The 18,904-nt window shown below is 36.0% G+C and carries 13 protein-coding genes and 5 pseudogenes; 12 read left to right on the top strand and 6 right to left on the bottom strand.

Features of this window, described 5'->3' with window-relative positions; all coding sequences use genetic code 11:
• Positions 1-139: 139 nt before the first annotated feature.
• From N7U66_RS11325 to N7U66_RS11305, 6 genes and pseudogenes are all read right to left on the bottom strand, one after another.
• A complete protein-coding gene (locus tag N7U66_RS11325; RefSeq protein WP_313791194.1) occupies positions 140-1,177 on the bottom strand; it encodes a hypothetical protein in 1,038 nt (345 codons plus the stop codon).
• A gap of 76 nt (positions 1,178-1,253) precedes the next feature.
• Positions 1,254-1,652 carry a hypothetical protein gene (locus N7U66_RS21890; protein ID WP_313791193.1) on the bottom strand — a complete coding sequence of 133 codons (399 nt, stop codon included), beginning with the start codon at positions 1,650-1,652 and terminating at the stop codon, positions 1,254-1,256.
• A 12-nt stretch (positions 1,653-1,664) separates the two neighbouring features.
• Positions 1,665-4,439, bottom strand: a pseudogene (locus N7U66_RS11320) (TonB-dependent receptor).
• Between the two features lie 181 nt (positions 4,440-4,620).
• Positions 4,621-6,471 (bottom strand): annotated as a pseudogene (glmS, locus tag N7U66_RS11315) (glutamine--fructose-6-phosphate transaminase (isomerizing)).
• Positions 6,383-7,999: a DUF4270 domain-containing protein gene (locus N7U66_RS11310; RefSeq protein ID WP_267678521.1), complete on the bottom strand. Its 1,617-nt coding sequence runs from the start codon at positions 7,997-7,999 to the stop codon at positions 6,383-6,385. Before N7U66_RS11310 ends, glmS begins: the two are co-directional and overlap by 89 nt.
• A gap of 170 nt (positions 8,000-8,169) precedes the next feature.
• Positions 8,170-8,983, bottom strand: a pseudogene (locus N7U66_RS11305) (glycogen/starch synthase).
• 187 nt (positions 8,984-9,170) lie between these two features.
• Between N7U66_RS11305 and panC the strand changes: the two are divergent.
• The 12 genes and pseudogenes from panC (at position 9,171) to ileS (ending at position 18,904) form a co-directional block, all read left to right on the top strand.
• Positions 9,171-10,019, top strand: coding sequence for a pantoate--beta-alanine ligase (gene panC, locus N7U66_RS11300; RefSeq protein ID WP_267675391.1), 849 nt, complete (start codon positions 9,171-9,173; stop codon positions 10,017-10,019).
• A 13-nt stretch (positions 10,020-10,032) separates the two neighbouring features.
• Positions 10,033-10,383 (top strand): aspartate 1-decarboxylase, encoded by a 351-nt coding sequence (panD, locus tag N7U66_RS11295; protein ID WP_267675390.1) that lies wholly within the window; start codon positions 10,033-10,035, stop codon positions 10,381-10,383.
• Positions 10,384-10,387: 4 nt separating this feature from the next.
• Positions 10,388-11,197: a lysylphosphatidylglycerol synthase transmembrane domain-containing protein gene (locus N7U66_RS11290; protein WP_313791192.1), complete on the top strand. Its 810-nt coding sequence runs from the start codon at positions 10,388-10,390 to the stop codon at positions 11,195-11,197.
• The gene (locus N7U66_RS21885; RefSeq protein ID WP_313791191.1) at positions 11,197-11,340 is read left to right on the top strand and encodes a hypothetical protein; all 144 of its coding nucleotides are present in this window, start codon (positions 11,197-11,199) and stop codon (positions 11,338-11,340) included. The genes N7U66_RS11290 and N7U66_RS21885 overlap by 1 nt, the downstream gene beginning before the upstream one ends.
• A gap of 37 nt (positions 11,341-11,377) precedes the next feature.
• Positions 11,378-11,632, top strand: coding sequence for an alpha/beta hydrolase-fold protein (locus tag N7U66_RS21880; protein ID WP_313791190.1), 255 nt, complete (start codon positions 11,378-11,380; stop codon positions 11,630-11,632).
• Complete coding sequence (locus N7U66_RS21875; protein WP_313791189.1) at positions 11,605-11,913, top strand: hypothetical protein; 309 nt, start codon at positions 11,605-11,607, stop codon at positions 11,911-11,913. Before N7U66_RS21880 ends, N7U66_RS21875 begins: the two co-directional genes overlap by 28 nt.
• Positions 11,906-12,364 carry a hypothetical protein gene (locus tag N7U66_RS21870; protein WP_313791188.1) on the top strand — a complete coding sequence of 153 codons (459 nt, stop codon included), beginning with the start codon at positions 11,906-11,908 and terminating at the stop codon, positions 12,362-12,364. The genes N7U66_RS21875 and N7U66_RS21870 overlap by 8 nt, the downstream gene beginning before the upstream one ends.
• An 80-nt stretch (positions 12,365-12,444) precedes the next feature.
• On the top strand, positions 12,445-12,717 hold the full coding sequence (locus N7U66_RS21865; protein WP_313791187.1) for a hypothetical protein: 273 nt from the start codon (positions 12,445-12,447) through the stop codon (positions 12,715-12,717).
• A gap of 117 nt (positions 12,718-12,834) precedes the next feature.
• On the top strand, positions 12,835-13,422 hold the full coding sequence (locus N7U66_RS11280; RefSeq protein ID WP_267675389.1) for an alpha/beta hydrolase: 588 nt from the start codon (positions 12,835-12,837) through the stop codon (positions 13,420-13,422).
• Positions 13,423-13,459: 37 nt separating this feature from the next.
• Positions 13,460-13,981, top strand: coding sequence for a hypothetical protein (locus N7U66_RS11275; protein WP_267675388.1), 522 nt, complete (start codon positions 13,460-13,462; stop codon positions 13,979-13,981).
• Between the two features lie 75 nt (positions 13,982-14,056).
• Positions 14,057-15,417, top strand: a pseudogene (gene radA / locus N7U66_RS11270) (DNA repair protein RadA).
• Between the two features lie 82 nt (positions 15,418-15,499).
• Positions 15,500-18,904: pseudogene (gene ileS, locus N7U66_RS11265) on the top strand (isoleucine--tRNA ligase).

Here is an 18,904-nt window from a genome sequence, read left to right as displayed (position 1 = left end):
AATTGTTCGAAAACACGATTTGTTTTCGCGTGCAAAGATAGGAGATTTAATTTAAAATGAAAGTTGTTTTTTAAGCTTTTTTACGCATAAAAAACGCCTTCATTATGAAGGCGTTTTTTTAAAGATAAATTCGTTTGGCTTATTGCAAAGCAGCCGAATAGTTTGTATTGTAATTTCCGATATCTACAAGATTACCTGAAGCTTCAAAATTGGAACCATAAGTAACATCAATAGCTTTTAAAAACTGGTTAGCCAGTAGTGCATAGCCTCTAGATGTTGGATGAACGCCGTCTAAAGAAAAAGCGCCACCAGTTACTAAATTTGAGTTTAATACATAATTCCCTGAAGGTAAATTAGAAGCGGCTAATTGATTTAATAAGCTATTAGCATCTACAAATGCTAAACCAGCAGCATCAGCCTGAGCTTTTATAGTTGAGTTAAATAAATCTGTAGCTGTTTTAATTTCCAGTTGTTCTTCAGGTGTTAACACCCATTTGTCTTCTAATTGAATTTGCGTGCCATAGCCTTGAGGGATTAAAGACGACAGTGGTAAAACGAATAAATCGTTTTTAGTAGATTGTCTAAAGTTTGGTAAACCAACACTCATTGATAAATCAGTTAAGTCCTCATCAATTAATACCATGGCATTTCCTTCTCCTACAGAGAAAGTAATCGTTCTTCTCTCTAACTCGTCTGCATCGATCAACCCACCTTGAGCTGCTAGTTGTAGACCGCCGTTATATTGAGCATAAGCTCCATTTAAAGCGTTTGCAGACGCTTGATTTAAAGGTATAGGGTTATAAGGAACCGTGGTAAAATGTGGAATAGAAGTGACATCCGGAATATTAGCTACGACCCCTTGAGCTCCGTTAGAAGTTAAGGTAGCAATTAGTGCGCCATAACTTTGATCGAAACCAAAACCAGGAGGGCCTGCAACAGGAGTAATTGGATCGCTACCATCACCACCAGATAACGCATAACCTAATACGTCGTTATTACCTATCCATAAAGAAAAAAACGTTGGCGCTTGTGCCATTGCTAATTCTAAAACACTGGCATTAGGAGTTGCTCCAGTCATTCTTACAAAATACGGATTAGCTAATCCTAATGAGACATTTCCTAAATTTCCATATCCTGGCGCTAATAAATGATAACTTTTAGCACCTGGTACTCCCATATTATTAAAAGGGCCTGTTGGGTTATTTGTAACAATGTCAGTAGTTGAATTGGCGTTTAATCTTACTGGTGCTGGATCAGCTCCTGATAAATCCGAGATATAATCTAGGAGGAAACAAATTTGCTCCAGTCATTGGGTTTAAAAGTGGAGATCCACCAGCCAATAAGCCTCCAATATTATCTTCCATTAAAGGCTGCGTAAAAGCACCTCCTCCAACTTTAGCAAATTGCTCTGCCATAATACTTGGCATAGAATTTTCTTGAGCGATTTTGTAAAGCGCACCATCTGCATATCCTGCGGTAAGAGAATTTCCTAAAGAGACAAATGTTGAGAAATTGGCACTCCCTGCGGTTGCTACTTCTAATTCAGCAGCAGGTTCAGGATTGTCTAACATGTCTTCAAAATCACTTTCGTCATTACAGGCCGTTAACCCTAATGCTACGGCCAATAGCCATAAATATTTTATATTTTTCATAATTTTTCTTTTTTATAGGTTGTTAATAGTGATACCAACATAGTACATAGAGCCAATAAATCCAGTACCAAAGGCTGTAAAGTATTCTTTTCCTCCTAAATTAGTTCCACCTGCTTTAAGCGTTGTTTTTAGACTAGGGATTTGGTAGTTTATTTGAGCATCTATAGTATGGAATTCCGGTACAATACCATTTCCAAAAGTAGCTTCCCGAAATAATCATCACTAAATCTATAAGCGACATTAAAACCAAAATTTGTAAACAATTCTGTGTTACCAAAAGAGGCTTTGAATTTGTGTTACGGCGTGTTAAAACTAGTCATTAAATGCGGATCACTAGCTTGGTCGAAATCCTGCTTAGTAAAGGTATAACTACCTCCTAAATCAAAGTCTCCTAATACTTTTGTAGATAAGCCTAAAGAAGCACCATAAGATCCTACATCGGCACTAGAATTAGTATAAGCACTGTATGTTTGGAAATCACCATTTGCTATTGCTTGAATTGATAAGCCGTTATCGCCAACAGTTCCATAGTAAGGAGCGATCACAACTTCTTGAGAGATGAAATCTTTGTATTGGTTGTAATACGCACTAAAGTCTACAATCAACTTATCAAATTTACCTCTATACCCCACTTCTACAGAAGTCACTTGTTCCGGTTTTACTAAATCTGGATTAGCAATAGCTTCCGGAGTTCCTAATAATGCAGGGTTTCCAGTGTTTGCGAATTGTTGAACCACTGTAGATGAGTAAGAATTGTTATAAGCATTCGCACCCGTTTGTGTTACTGTAGTTTGACCGAGAAGCTGTTTGGCCGTCTGTACTTACATCAAACGTTCTTGTGTATCCGGCAAGGTTATCTGCCCCTGAACCTATTAAAATAGCACGACCGGCATCTAGACCAATGAATAAATCTTGTGTGGTAGGGTTTCTAAAACCTGTTTGCACAGAAGCTCTAATGTTATGGTCTCTGTTTACCGTTAAACCTGCCGATAATCTTGGAGATACAAAACCATCAAATAATTCAGATTTGTCATAACGCGCAGAAGCGGTAATTTTCAACTCCATATCGTCATTAACATCAAAATCTTTTTGGATTTGAGTATATATCCCTAATTCCGAATAGGTAATATTGCCGTCTTTATCTGTGTATATCGTTCCACCGGAATTTAAATCGTAACTTCTATAAGAAGCGCCCACTTGAATGTCTGCGAAGTCTGTTAAGTGACTAAAATTGTAGTTGGCATCTGAATGATAGTATTTCGAGGCATCTTGAAACTTAGAACCAGTGCTTAAATCGGGATCGTTTACACTTCTATTGAAAGCCGATTTGTATTCTGCTGATCCAGGTAAAAAACGTCCAGTATCTGCAACTGCTCGAGCAGCGTCGTGTTTCTGTTGTTCTGACAACCCTTGTGGGTTACCACTTAACTCAATACCAGCAAAAGTAGCGATATACTCTTGGAACCATTGCGTATCACTCTTCCACGCTCTGTTAATATTGATACCCGTAAATACCATATCATATGAGTCACCGAGAGCGATCTCCTACAACGTACCCTCTTAAAAAGAAGTTGTCATTCTTTATTTCTAATTTGTGTTGCTCTTGAAAAAAGCCTTTAATGTTATAGCGGTTCGTGCCTTGGTAGATGGTGTTACCTGTTCCTACTTTCCCAACATAAGATAATTCTAAACTGTTGTCTTCAATAGGTCTAAAGTATAATCCCCAATCTGCTTTAATACTTTCCGCATTATAATTGGTTAAATCACGTTCGTTATATCCTGTTCTAGTTACTTCAACATCAGGAAGGAATGCTAATCCGATTCGGACTGGATGTTTACTGAAAAGTCATCACCATAAACGTTTACCCCATCATAATTTGTGTTATTCTCTCGTGTTCCTCCTTCTTGATTTTTATCTACAGTACTAGTGGCTGCCCAATCGGTTCCTTTTAAATACCCAAAGTTTACTTTTGCAGCAAATTTATCTGAGAATTTGTGAGCCATTCTAATTCCGAAATCTGTATATGCATTATCTCCTGCAGCTTCTTGTGATGTAATTCCTTGCTTATAAAAGGCGCTAATGCCTGTATGATCAAAAGGATTTTTACTTCTCATAAACAAAATACCGTTAAAAGCATTGGCACCATATAAAGCAGAAGAGGCGCCAGGTAGCAATTCTACACTTAACACATCTGTTTCAATCATACCTACTAAATTTCCTATAGGGAAGTTTAATGCTGGGGTAGAGTTGTCCATCCCATCAACTAACTGCATAAAACGGGTGTTGGCAAATGTTGCAAAACCACGCGTGTTAACCGATTTAAAGGTTAAACTGTTGGTATTCACATCGACACCTTTAAGATTTTCTAAACCATCATAAAAATCTGCAGAGGCTGTATTTTTTATCTCTTTTAAACCGAAACGTTCTACAGTAACTGGCGATTCAAAAATACGTTCTCGTGTTCTAGATGCTGAAATAACAACTTCGTCAAGAATACTTCCTTCTTGAAGGATAAAGTCTAATTTTTGACTACTGGAAGTTACCTCTATAATTTCAGTTGAAAAACCAACACTACTGGCTTGTGCCGTAAATGGGGGCGTACTGTCTGTTGTGAGTGTAAACGTTCCGTCGAAGTCAGTCATATTCCCTGATGATGTCCCAACAATAATGACATTTGCACCAGCAATAGGTCGTCCGGTGTTATCCGTAACGGTTCCAGTCATTGTGGTTTGAGCGAAGGTGAATCCGCAGAAAACCATCAATACTATAGATAAAATTGTTTTCATTTTTTAGATTTAGTTAAATTATAGATGCCAATATACGGTTTTTAACCAAATCTTAAAAAAATCTTAAAGAAATTTATGCGTGCATAATAAATTTATCAAAAAACAAAAGGCCTTATTTTATGAAAGTCTCATAAAATAAGGCCTAAAATTGTATTTATAAGAATTTTGAGAGTGAGTAAAATCACTCTACAGTAACAGATTTTGCTAAATTTCGTGGTTGGTCTACATTTTTATTCAACAACACCGCAATATGGTACGATAGTAACTGAAGTGGAATGGTTGTCAATAATGGGGTTAGTGACTCCAGTGTTTCAGGAACTTCTATAATGTGATCTGCAAGACTTTTTACATCGGTATCTCCTTCTGTTACAATTCCAATGATCTTTCCTTTTCTTGATTTGATTTCTTGAATATTACTTACTACTTTTTCGTAGTGGCCTTTCTTAGTAGCGATAACAAAAACGGGCATGTGCTCGTCAATAAGCGCAATGGGACCATGTTTCATTTCGGCTGCAGGATAGCCTTCTGCATGTATATAGGAAATTTCTTTTAACTTTAAAGCGCCTTCAAGTGCTACTGGAAAATTATAACCCCTACCTAAGTATAAGCAGTTTTTAGCATCCTTATATATTTCTGCTACTTGTTTAATATGACTATCAGAAAGCAAGGCTTTTTCAACTTTTCCAGGAATGAGTTCTAATTCATACAGGTGATGTTGAAATTGAGATTTAGAAATCGTTCCTTTTTCTTTTGCTAATTTTAAAGCGATGAGTGTTAAAACAGTTATTTGCGTGGTGAACGCTTTTGTAGAGGCGACGCCAATTTCTCGGTCCGGCATGTGTATAAGCACCTGCATGCGTTTCTCTAGCAATAGAAGAGCCCACGACATTACATACCCCAAAAACAAAAGCACCTTTTGATTTTGCTAACTTAACAGCAGCTAGAGTGTCTGCAGTTTCACCAGATTGTGAAATGGCGATAACAACATCTTTTTCTGTAATGACAGGATTTCTATATCTAAATTCCGAAGCATATTCTACTTCCACAGGAATACGTGCCAAATCTTCAAAAATATACTCTGCGACTAAGCCCGCATGCCACGAGGTGCCACAGGCAATAATAATGATTCTGTTAGCGTTTAGAATTCTTTCTAGATTATCATCAATTCCGAGACATTTTGATAATGCCTTCTTTGGCTCTTAATCGGCCTCTGTATGTATCCTTAATGGCTTCGGGTTGTTCATGAATTTCTTTTAACATGAAATGCTCGTAACCGCCTTTAACAATTTGCTCTAGGTTTAACTGAAGTTCTTGAATATAGGGATCTACTAAAGTGTCATCTTTTATTTTTCTAATTTTAACCCCTTTTTGTAAACGTATGATAGCCATTTCTTCATCCTCTAAATAGATGGCTTTCTTTGTGTATTCTAAAAATGGAGTAGCGTCACTAGCAATAAAAAACTCTTCATCTCCAACGCCAATAGCTAAGGGGCTACCCAATTTTGCAACCACAATTTCGTCTCGGCTTATTTTTATCAAAAACGGCAATGGCATAAGCCCCAACAACCTGGTTTAATGCAATTTGAACGGCTTTGCCAAGTTTTACTTTTTCATTCTTTTTAACATCTTCAATAAGATTAATAAGAACTTCTGTATCGGTGTCAGAACTAAAGGTATACCCTCTTTTAATAAGCTCTTTCTTTATAGAGGCGTAGTTTTCAATAATACCATTATGGATAATCACTAAATCTCCGTAATTTGAATAATGAGGGTGTGAATTAACATCATTAGGAACCCCGTGTGTTGCCCACCTTGTGTGACCAATACCCACCGTTCCATGAGTTGTGATGTCTTTAGTTATACGTTCTTCTAAATCTGAAACCTTGCCTTTCGTTTTCGAAAGTTTTAAGTTTTCACCATCATAAAGTGCAATTCCTGCACTATCATAACCCCGGTATTCCAATCTTTTTAAGCCTTCTAAAATAATAGGATACGCTTCTTTTTTGCCTATATATCCAACGATACCACACATATGCTATTAGTTTTCTCGGTTCTGTATAAAAAATTTCTAATTCTGCTTTTTGTCCTGCAGGTAAGTTACCGCTTCCATAAAGAATGGTGCCCTTAGGGCTTAAAATACTTGTTGGAGGCAACGCGTCAATAGTAGCATCGTCTTCATCATTATTAACACCTTGAATTTTAGATGTAATTATTCCGCTAAAATTATCGGCTAACTGATTTATATTATAGGTTAAATACAAACCCAATTTAACATTTGTAGAATCTCTTCGTAGTATATTATTAATATGGTTAGTAATTCGAAACTTATAGCGCACGCCATTACCATTACTATCACGATTTAAAATTTCGGAATACCCGATTCTCGATTGTCTAGGGTTCGTTGTATTCACTGTTCCATCTAAAAAATAGTCAACAATAGGTTCGTTATTTTTTAAATCATAAAGCACGACACGTTCAGGTTCATCACCATTAACTAAATCTTGATTCACATAAAACACAAGATCCGCTTCATTAATGAGCCATGTGTCTTTTTTACTCTTAAAGTAAGTTAGGGCATCCACAAGACCCCCTTGGTCGTCTTCAATGTCTCCTGCAAATAAGTCTATTTCAGCAAAAGCACCATCACCACCTTTAAGGTAGAGGTTGTCTTGGCGGCCTTCCACATCTTCATTGTTTATTGTGTTGAAGGTATTTACTTTATTTCCACTAAATCGTAAGTTGTAGACCGTCGCATCTTTAACACCAAAAGGCTCTTCAGCATCCATCTCTTCTTGATTTGTATAATCTACGACAATACTAGCACCATCGAGATTTACATAAAAGATAGTGCCATCATTATTATTTACCTCAAACTTAAAAATAAGACCCTTAAAATAATTAACAAATAAGTTTTGGTTACTTAAATCGGCTGGAGAAGCATTTTCAAACAATAATTCAGAAAAAAACGTGGTATCAATAAAGGTTGTGCCTGGGATATTGGGGTCTTGAGTTAAATCAAGTGTAAGACCTGGAGGAAAGCGCGTAGGCTCTCCTTCAATCATGGTATCAGGATCAACTTCTCCAGGGATGATATACTCCGCAGCATTAGGTCTAAAAGCCGTATTCTCATAAATTAAGTCCGCGGCACTAACAGTCGCTTGAAATACGTCTTGTTGATTAGAATAATAGCATTGTGGGTTTTCGAAGTCGGCATCCGGATTTAAATCTCTTAACAAATAATTGTTTCTGTAAATAGAGAGCTTGTAATCAGCGCCAGTATTGCCATATATAGAGTCTAGGGTGTAGGAGTTGTTTCCATCATCATCAGTGCTTTGCAATGTTGAGAAATAAGGAATATGTAGTATTACAGATTCTAAAACAGGATTATCTCCAAAATCAGGATTGAATATCGTTGGAACCAATTGAGTGGTCAAATTTGCTTCTGTAATTCCAAAAACAGTATTAGGATCTTTATAAACACCTAAAAGTGTTCCTGGTAGGTTGTCTGCTTGAACGCCTACAAAATCTTCACTTCCGAAGGAGTGAAAGGTGTAAACAATCTAGTAGTGGCGACCATAGGAAATGGTTTGCTGGTAGCTTCAAAGTTTTTTATTCCTTGAATATCACTTTCTATATTTGAAAAATCTCTATCACAAGATACAATAACACTTAATGTTAATATAAGTAGTGTTATAAATTTGAGGCTGTAAATTATCTTCTTCATATGTATTTATTGTAATACGCTTGTATTATAAAATTCTGTGTAGGCTTCTGCAAACTCATCTTTATCTTTAAAGTCTAGCACCGGTTTTTTAGATTCTTTTAAGTAATTTTCTAATTCTTCCTGGTATTTCTTTCGACCCAATAATAAGTGCATCAGACTGGTCTATTGCTACTTTCATTAAGTTATTATAGGTCGGGTCTTTTAAAGCTTTAATAGTTGATGGATGTATATTATCAAACGACACTTTGTTAATAAGGTCTTTGTTTAACGTTTTTTCGAAACTTTGATTGTATACAGACGTAACAATTTTACTTTCGTTAAATAAAGGTTCGTCTTTATAAAACTGTTTTAAATATAAAGGCAACAAAGAGGCCAACCAACCGTGCACATGAATGATATCTCGGAGACCAGTTTAATTTTTTTACGGTTTCAATAACACCTTTGGCAAAGAAAATAGCACGTTCATCGTTATCTCGGAAATAAATTACCATCTTCGTCTGTAAGGGTTGCTTTTCTTTTGAAATATTCATCATTATCAATAAAGTAAACCTGAATACGTTCTTTTGGGATTGATGCCACCTTAATAATTAAAGGCATGTCTAAATCATTGATTACTAAATTAATTCCGAGATAAACGAATCACTTCATGAAGCTGGTGCCTTCTTTCATTAATGTTACCATATCGCGGCATGAATATTCTTATTTGTCCGCCTTGTTGGTTTACCATTCTCGGAGTTTCAAAGGACATTGAAGAAATCTCAGTTTCAGGCAAATAAGGTACCACTTCAGACGACACGTATAATATTCTCTTATCTTTCATACATTAGTTTTTCTAGTTCAAAATACAGTTATTAATAGCTTGCCGTTTTTAAAAAAAACCTCAGACACTTTTGGTATGTGAGGGTTCACTTTTGAAAAAATCAAAATAAAAAACACGCAAAAGTACAAAAATTTATGCAGATTGCGACTAATATATTAAGTTTGCACGCGTTAATTTTATATTAAAAATGACTGTTTTCAGGGATAAAACTAAAATTCAAAAGCATATTGCATACTATAAGGCTAAAGGAAGCACCTTTGGTTTTGTGCCTACAATGGGGGCGTTACATCAGGGGCATTTGGCATTAGTAAGAGAAGCATTAGCTAATAATACCATCTGTGTCGTAAGTATTTTTGTAAATCCCACACAGTTTAACAACGCCAAAGATTTAGAAAAATACCCGAGAACGCTTGAAAAGGATGTAGAACTTCTTGAAACGGTCTCTAAAGATATTGTTATTTATGCCCCTACTGTCGCAGATGTCTATGGAACCGATGCGAAGGCGGAGCATTTTAGTTTTGATGGCCTCGAATTTGAAATGGAGGGCAAGTTCAGAAAGGGGCATTTTGATGGTGTTGGAACCATAGTAAAACGCCTTTTTGAAATTGTAAAGCCGGACCAAGCGTATTTTGGAGAAAAGGATTATCAGCAATTAGTGATAATAAAAAAGCTGACTCAAAAATACAATCTTCCTGTAAAAGTTAATGGATGCAAAATCCATAGAGAACAAAGCGGTCCCGCAATGAGTTCTAGGAACATCAGGCTAAAATCGAACTATAAAATGGCAGCACCATTTATTTACCAAACACTACAGGCTGCCAAATTAAAATTTGGCACAAAAAGTGCTAATGAAATTACGGCATGGGTTGAAAACCAATTTGCAAAACATAAATTATTGGAATTAGAGTATTTTATTATTGCCGATGTTGAAACCTTACAGCCAGTAAAACGAAAAACAAAAACAAAAACCTACAGAGCGTTTATTGCCACTTACGCAGACGACATAAGATTAATAGACAATATCGCCCTAAATTAATTATCTTTGCACCATGCAAATACAAGTAGTAAAATCTAAAATTCACCGCGTAAAAGTAACAGGCGCAGACCTTAATTATATAGGTAGCATTACCATTGACGAAGATTTAATGGATGCCGCAAATATTATACAAGGTGAAAAAGTTCAAATTGTAAATAATAACAATGGCGCACGATTAGAAACCTATGCAATTCCTGGCCCAAGACAGACAGGAGAAATAACTTTAAACGGAGCAGCGGCACGACTAGTATCACCCGGAGACGTCTTGATATTAATCACCTATGCTTTTATGGATATTGAAGAGGCTAAAGTGTTTAAACCGTCATTGGTGTTTCCCGACGAAAACACAAACTTATTAAAATAAGACATTGAATAAGTCAATACTTAAAATATTAAAAATTTCACTCCCAATTGTATTGGGAGTTTTTTTAATATGGTATTCGCTTTCAAAGTTATCCATTCAAGAACTTTTAGGTTATTTTAAGAGCGCCAACTATACGTATATCGGTCTTGGTGTCTTTTTTGGTCTTTTAAGTCATTTGTCTCGTGCTTATCGATGGTTGTTTATGCTAGAACCTATGGGTTACAAAGTCAGGTTTGGCAATAGTGTTATGGCTGTTTTTGCCACCTATTTAATAAACTACACCATTCCTAGAGCAGGCGAAGTTGCCGGAGCCTCAATATTAACTAATTATGAAGGTGTGCCTTTTGAAAAAGGTTTTGGAACTATAGTTGCTGAACGTATTGCCGATGTATTAGTCATGTTGTTAATTATTTCTATTACCTTGATTTTAGAGTTTGATTTTATTTACAATTTTTTGGTTGCACGTTTCAATCCTTTAAAAATAATTATTGGTTGTATTGGATTAACTGTTTTGGCTTTTCTCTTTATTTTCTATTTAAAAAGAAGTGAGTCTGCAATAGCAATAAAAATCAGGGATTTTGTAAACGGATTAATTGAAGGCGCGCTAAGTATTTTTAAAATGAAAAAAAAGTGGGCATTCATTTTTCACACGTTTTTTATCCGGGGCATGTATGTGCTTATGTTTTATATCACGACGTTTGCGATTCCTCAATTAAATGCCATACCACTAGGTGCTATTTTAATTGCTTTTATATTGGCAAGTTTCAGCATTGCAGCTACTAATGGAGGTATTGGTTCTTATCCGAAGCGATAGTGGTCGCATTCTTAATGTTTGGTTTGCCGGAAGACCCCAGTCGTGCTTTTGGTTGGATCATGTGGACATCACAAACAGCTTTAATTATTCTCTTTGGTGGTTTATCACTACTTTACCTGCCCATATACAACAGAAAAAAATAATTTGTACCTTGCCTTATTAAATTTAAAATCACCTACTATGAAACGTTTGATATACCTATTTACCCTCTGTCTTTCAGTTCAATTTCTTTCTGCACAAGTGATTTATAAGGAATTCAACTCTGAAAAATTAGGAGGTCCACGTGAGTTAAAAATTCAGTTACCAAGGAGCTATGATTCAAGTGAAAAAAGTTATCCTATTATTGTGGTTTTAGATGGGGACTATATGTTTGAAATCGTTTCAGCAAATGTTGATTACGCAGCGTATTGGGAAGACATTCCGAAGCGATTGTAATTGGAATAAATCAGTATGGAAAAAGAGATGATGATTTATTTTACTCAGCAAAAAGTTCATTACCCTTTGAGACAGGCGCCGACTTTTTTGAGTTTATTGGTATGGAGTTGATTCCATATATCGAAAAAATATATCGAACATCAAAATTTAAAGTGGCAGTTGGTCATGGAGCCACAGCAAATTTTATAAACTACTACCTTATTAAGGAAGTTCCTTTATTTAATGCATACGTATCTATAAGTCCGAGACCTGGCTCCAAACATGAAGACGTATTTGTCTGAAAAACTTCCAAAAATAGAATCAAAAGTATTCTATTATCTAGCAACATCTGATAACGATGTAAAGTTTATTAAAGAAGAAACGGAAGCTTTAAATACAATAATTAGTGGAATAGACAATAAGAATGTATCATTGTCATTCGATAAATTCGAAGGCCCTTCACATTATACACTTCCAGCTTATGCTATATCAAAAGCTTTGGAGAATATATTTTTTGTCTTTCAACCTATATCAAAAAAAGAATATAAAGAGTCGATATTAAAATTAGAATCTTCACCTGTAGATTATTTAATACAAAAATACCAAACGATTGAGGATCTTTTTGGTATAGATAAACCTGTTTTAATTAATGATTTCAGAGCAATAGCCACTGCCATAGAAAAGACAGAAAAATTTGAATATTTTGAAGCTCTTGGTGAATTAGCGAATAAAGAACTTCCGAATCTCTATTAGGACATTATTACTTAGGTCGCTTTTATGACAAGGAAGAAGATTATAAAAAAGCAATAAAGAATTACGAAGCAGCTTATTTGTTGGAAGATGCGGGTCGTATTACTAAAGAGGTTGTTTTAACTTATCTTGAGAATAGTCAAGAAATTCAAGCAGCAATAGCGCTTAAAGAAGAGGAAGAGAAACTTGCTGAAAAAGAAGAAAAGCAAAGAGAAAAGGAACTAAAAAAGCTAGAGAAAGAGGAACGAAAGATAGATAAAGAACTGGAAAAGATCAAGAAAGAAGAACGAGAGCTAGAAAAAGAATCCAAAGAAAAGAACGCCGATGAAAATATTGGTATTGAAGATGATAATTAGTCTCTCTTTAAAGAAAAGCAGTTCTAGTTATAGTAAAATAAATCATAAGGTCTCTTTTAAATGAGATTTATAATAAAAAACGAAACAATGATTTCAATAGTTAAAACCCGTTGCGTAATGAAAAATTGTATTCCAGTATTAATCATACTATTTTGTTTTAAATTTTCCATAGCTCAAACCACTTATAAAAGATTTACTTCTAGCAAGTTAGGAGGGGAGAGAGATATTAAAATTCAATTGCCAAGAACTTATGGAAATGGAACCGAAAGTTACCCAATTATAGTAGTGCTGGATGGAGATTTTATGTTTCAAATAGTTGCAGGAAATGCAGATTATATTCCATATTGGAATAATATGCCTGAATCTATAGTTGTAGGTGTTAATCAATTTGGTAAACGTGAAGCAGACACTCTTATATCAGAGTCAAATGGACTGCCCATAGATACCGGGGCGGCTTTTCTTGAGTTTGTAAGTTTGGAATTAATTCCATTTATTGAAAAAACGTATAGAACAGAGCCATTTAAAGTAGTGGTAGGTCACGGGTCCACTGCAAATTTTATTAATTATTTTTTATTGAAAGAAAAGCCGGTATTTGATGCGTATATTGCTGTAAGTCCTAAATTAACGTCAGGTATGACTTCTTTAATATCAAAAAAACTTTCTCGGAATCCAAAATCAAATATTCTATTATACCGCCACTTCTGATAACGATATTAAATCAATTCAAAAAGAAACGCGAGCATTGAACACAGCTATTAATGAAATAAAAAACGATTATCTCAGCAGTAATTTCAGTGATTTTACCGGGGCATCACATTATTTATTACCCGCTATTGCAATACCTCAAGCCTTTGAAAATATTTTTAATGCATTTAGACCAATATCTGTAAAAGAATATAAAGAAAAGATAATACCATTAGAATCTTCATCTGTAGATTACCTTGTAGAAAAATATCAAAGGATTAAGAACCTTTATAATATAGATAAACCTGTTTTAATAAATGATTTTAAAGCCGTTGCTGCGGCCATTGAAAAGAAACAACAATATGAAGACTTTGAACCTTTAGCTAAATTAGCTACCAAAGAATATCCAGACACATTGTTAGGGAACTATTATTTAGGTCGTTTTTATGAAGAAACAGGAGATCCTAAAAAGGCTATGAAAATTTATCAATCTGCCTATATTTTAAAAGAAGCTGCCGGTATTACTAAAAATCATGTTTTAGAATTGTCTGATAAGATTAAAGCAGACTTTGGCTATTAAAAATAAGATTTTCGGTTTCAAGGATGAAATAATTAATTAAATTAAAGGATATTTTCGCTTTCGCGGAAGGTAAATATGGCAAAAGTAAAAACTACTTTTTTCTGTCAAAGCTGTGGCACGCAATATGCCAAATGGCAAGGACAATGTACGGCTTGTAAAGAGTGGAATACCATTGTTGAAGAAGTCATTCAAAAACCGAGAAAAAAGCGACTGGAAAACTCCAACAAACACCTCAAAACGCGCTTCAAAACCTCTAAGAATAAAGGAAATTGATGCCTCTAAGGAGGCGCGACTAGATACTTTAGATGCGGAGTTTAATCGTGTTTTGGGTGGTGGTATTGTGCCGGGTTCTTTAACCCTTTTAGGGGGTGAGCCTGGCATAGGTAAGAGCACGTTAATGCTTCAAATCTCACTAAAATTACCTTATAAAACATTGTATGTTTCTCGGAGAAGAAAGTCAGAAACAAATAAAGATGCGGGCCGAACGCATTAATCCAAATAACGACAGTTGCTACATTCTTACAGAAACGAAGACCCGGAATATTTTCAAACAAATTGAAGGCTTAGAACCCGACATTGTGATTATAGATTCTATTCAAACCTTGCATAGCGATTATATAGAATCCTCTAGCGGAAGCATCTCTCAAGTAAAAGAATGTACGACAGAACTTATTAAATTCGCAAAGGAAACCAATACGCCAGTGATTTTAATAGGTCACATTACGAAAGATGGTAATATTGCTGGACCTAAGATTTTAGAGCATATGGTAGATACGGTGTTGCAATTTGAAGGCGACCGCAATCATGTGTTTAGAATTCTACGCGCGCAAAAAAATCGATTTGGTTCTACACACGAACTTGGTATTTACGAAATGCTAGGCTCTGGTTTACGCGAAGTGAGCAACCCAAGTGAAATTCTTATTTCTAAAAAAGACGAAGTGCTTTCAGGTAATGCCATCGCTGCGACTTTAGAAGGCATGCGTCCACTAATGATTGAGGTCCAGGCATTAGTGAGTACGGCTGTTTATGGCACGCCACAACGGAGTGCCACAGGGTTTAATGCGAAGCGCTTAAATATGTTATTGGCGGTCTTAGAGAAACGTGCTGGTTTCCGTTTAGGAGCTAAGGATGTCTTTTTAAATATTACGGGAGGCATTAGTGTAGATGATCCGGCTATAGATTTAGCTGTGGTGGCTGCTATTTTGTCCTCAAATGAAGATGAAGCTTTGGAAGCAAATTTTTGTTTTGCTGCAGAGGTTGGTTTATCCGGAGAAATACGCCCCGTGCAACGTGTCGAGCAACGCATCCTCGAAGCCGAAAAACTAGGTTTTTCAACAATTTTTGTGTCAAAATACAATAAAATTTCCCTGCAAAATACAGCGATAAAAATTCAGTTGATTTCTAAGATTGAAGATTTAGTGGAATTTATAGTTTAAGCCTCAGCCATTTCCAATCAATTTTGCCTTCTTTTTTGCTAAAATTTCTTAATTTCGCGACTCGATAACGAAACACTACAAAATGAGCGCAGGATTCCCTGAATATAAAGGACTTAACTTACCTAACGTTGCAGAAGAAATTCTAGCGTATTGGAAAGCAAATAATATCTTCGAAAAGAGTGTCAATACTCGTGAAAATGCAGAACCTTATGTGTTTTTTGAAGGGCCACCAAGCGCCAACGGCTTGCCTGGTGTCCATCATGTCTTGGCCCGTGCGATCAAAGATATCTTTCCACGTTATAAAACCATGAAAGGGTTTCAGGTGAAGCGTAAAGCAGGTTGGGACACTCACGGTTTGCCCATAGAATTAGGAGTAGAGAAGGAATTAGGGATTACCAAAGAAGATATTGGTAAAACCATTTCTGTTGAAGATTACAATGCCGCGTGTCGTAAAGCCGTTATGCGTTACACCGATGTTTGGAATGACCTAACTCAAAAAATGGGGTATTGGGTAGATATGGACGATCCATACATTACCTACGAGCCTAAATACATGGAAACGGTATGGTGGTTGTTAAAAGAGATTTACACTAAAAACTTAATGTATAAGGGGTATACAATTCAGCCGTATTCACCAAAAGCAGGTACTGGATTAAGCTCGCATGAGGTTAATCAGCCAGGAGCTTATCAAGATGTAACCGATACGACTATTGTTGCCCAATTTAAAGCTTTAGACGAAACACTGCCGGATTTTTTGCAAAACGAAGGTGATATTTATTTTACAGCATGGACAACAACACCTTGGACCTTGCCTAGTAACACGGCACTAACCGTTGGTCCCAAGATCGATTATGTGCTCGTTGAAACCTACAATCAATACACGTTCAAGCCAATAAATGTGATTTTAGCAAAAGCATTGGTTAAAAAACAATTTGACGCTAAATTTCATAACGTTGAAACGAAACCAGAATTATTAGAGTATAAAGAGGGCGACAAGAAAATTCCATTCTACATCGTTAAAGAATTTAAAGGGAAAGACTTAGTAGGAATAAAATACGAGCAGTTATTACCATACGCCTTACCAAATGACAATCCGTGAAAATGCCTTTAGAGTCATTGCAGGAGATTTCGTAACCACTGAGGACGGTACAGGTATCGTGCACACCGCGCCAACATTTGGAGCAGATGATGCCTTAGTTGCTAAACAAGCCACACCTGAAGTCCCGCCACTGTTAGTAAAGGACGATAACGGAAACTTGGTACCACTTGTGGACTTGCAAGGACGCTTTAGACCAGAACTGAATGAATTTGGTGGAAAGTATGTTAAAAATGAATATTACAAAGATGGAGAAGCGCCGAACGTTCTATGGATGTTGAGTTGGCTATTAAATTAAAAGAGGAAAATCGCGCTTTTAAAGTTGAAAAGTATAAGCACAGCTACCCACATTGCTGGCGAACAGACAAGCCTATTCTGTATTATCCATTAGACTCTTGGTTTATAAAAGTAACAGATGTTAAAGAAAAAATGGTGGCACTTAATGACACCATTAATTGGAAGCCAAAATCAACAGGAACGGGACGTTTTGGAAATTGGCTAGCCAATGCAAACGATTGGAATTTATCCCGTTCGCGTTATTGGGGTATTCCATTGCCAATTTGGAGAACTGAGGATGGTAAGGAAGAAATCTGTATTGGGTCTGTTGAAGAGCTTAAAAATGAAATGGCAAAAGCGGTTTCGGCAGGCGTTTTAAAAGAAGATATTTTTGCAGATTTTGAGGTTGGGAATAATACTGAAGATAACTACGGGAAAATCGATTTACATAAAAATATTGTAGATGAGATTGTATTAGTATCTCCAAGTGGCCAACCCATGCGCCGTGAAAACGATTTAATTGATGTATGGTTTGATTCGCGTTCCATGCCTTATGCGCAGTGGCATTATCCTTTTGAAAACAAGGAGAAAATAGATGAGAATAAAGCGTTCCCGGCTGATTTTATAGCTGAAGGTGTAGACCAAACTAGAGGGTGGTTTTATACCATGCATGCTATAGCTACTATGGTCTTCGATTCGGTAGCCTATAAAAATGTAGTCTCTAATGGATTGGTCTTAGATAAAAACGGACAAAAAATGTCTAAACGACTGGGGAACGCTACAGATCCTTTTGAGACTTTAGAAACCTATGGGGCAGATGCCACGCGCTGGTATATGATTGCCAATGCAAACCCTTGGGATAATTTAAAATTTGATTTAGAAGGAATTGAAGAAGTGAAACGTAAGTTTTTTGGGACTTTATATAATACCTATTCTTTTTTCAGTTTGTACACCAATTTGGATAAATTCAGCTATGCAGAAGCGGATCTTATGCTAAAAGACAGGCCTGAAATAGACCGTTGGATTCTCTCTGAGTTACATACGCTTATTCAAAAAGTAGATGCTTTTTATGCAGAATACGAGCCTACTAAAGCAGCGCGTGCTATTTCAGACTTTACGCAAGACTATTTAAGCAATTGGTATGTGCGTTTAAGTAGAAGGCGTTTACGGAAAGGCGATTACCAAACCGATAAAATTTCGGCGTACCAAACGTTACATACCTGTATGTTAACCATTGCAAAGTTGGGAGCACCCATTGCCCCGTTCTTTATGGATAAATTATACTTAGACTTAACAAAAACGACTCAAAAAGAACGATTTGAAAGTGTGCATTTGGCCGAGTTTCCAAAATTTAATGCAGATTTTATAGATAAATCTTTAGAACGTAAAATGGAAACGGCCCAAACAATATCCTCATTAGTACTGTCGTTAAGAGCTAAGGAAAAGATAAAAGTAAGACAGCCTTTACAAAAAATAATGATTCCAGTAGATTCTGTTGCACTTAAAGAAGAAATCAATGCTGTAGCAGATTTGATAAAAAGTGAAGTAAATATCAAGGACATTGAGTTGCTCGAAGATGCGTCAGATATTTTGGTAAAGCAAATAAAACCTAACTTTAAAACACTAGGGCCGCGCTTTGGGAAAGATATGAAGTTGATTGCTAATGCAATACAAGGTTTTGACTCAGAAGACATTAAAAAAGTTGAACAAAATGGAAGTATAGATGTCAATTGTAACGGAAAAATTATTACATTACATCGGGAGGATGTTGAGATAACATCCCAAGATATTGAAGGATGGCTTGTCGCAAATGAAGGGTCTATTACCGTGGCATTAGATGTTACCATTTCAGAAGAATTACGTGAAGAAGGGATCGCTCGTGAGCTCGTGAATCGCATTCAAAATCTTCGTAAAGATTCAGGATTTGAAGTGACAGATAGAATAGCAGTGCAACTGCAAACAGACCATCAAATTACGCAGGCTGTAAAAACAAATTTAGAGTACATCAAGGCAGAAACCTTAACAGATAGTCTTGAAATTATTGACCAAGTAAACAATGGTATAGAAATTGTATTTGATACTATAAATACCATGTTGTTTATTAAAAAACATTGA

This window comes from Lacinutrix neustonica, from assembly GCF_026625145.1.
In the GTDB taxonomy this organism is placed as follows: Bacteria; Bacteroidota; Bacteroidia; order Flavobacteriales; family Flavobacteriaceae; genus Lacinutrix; species Lacinutrix neustonica.
This window is presented reverse-complemented; position numbering and strand designations above follow the sequence as displayed.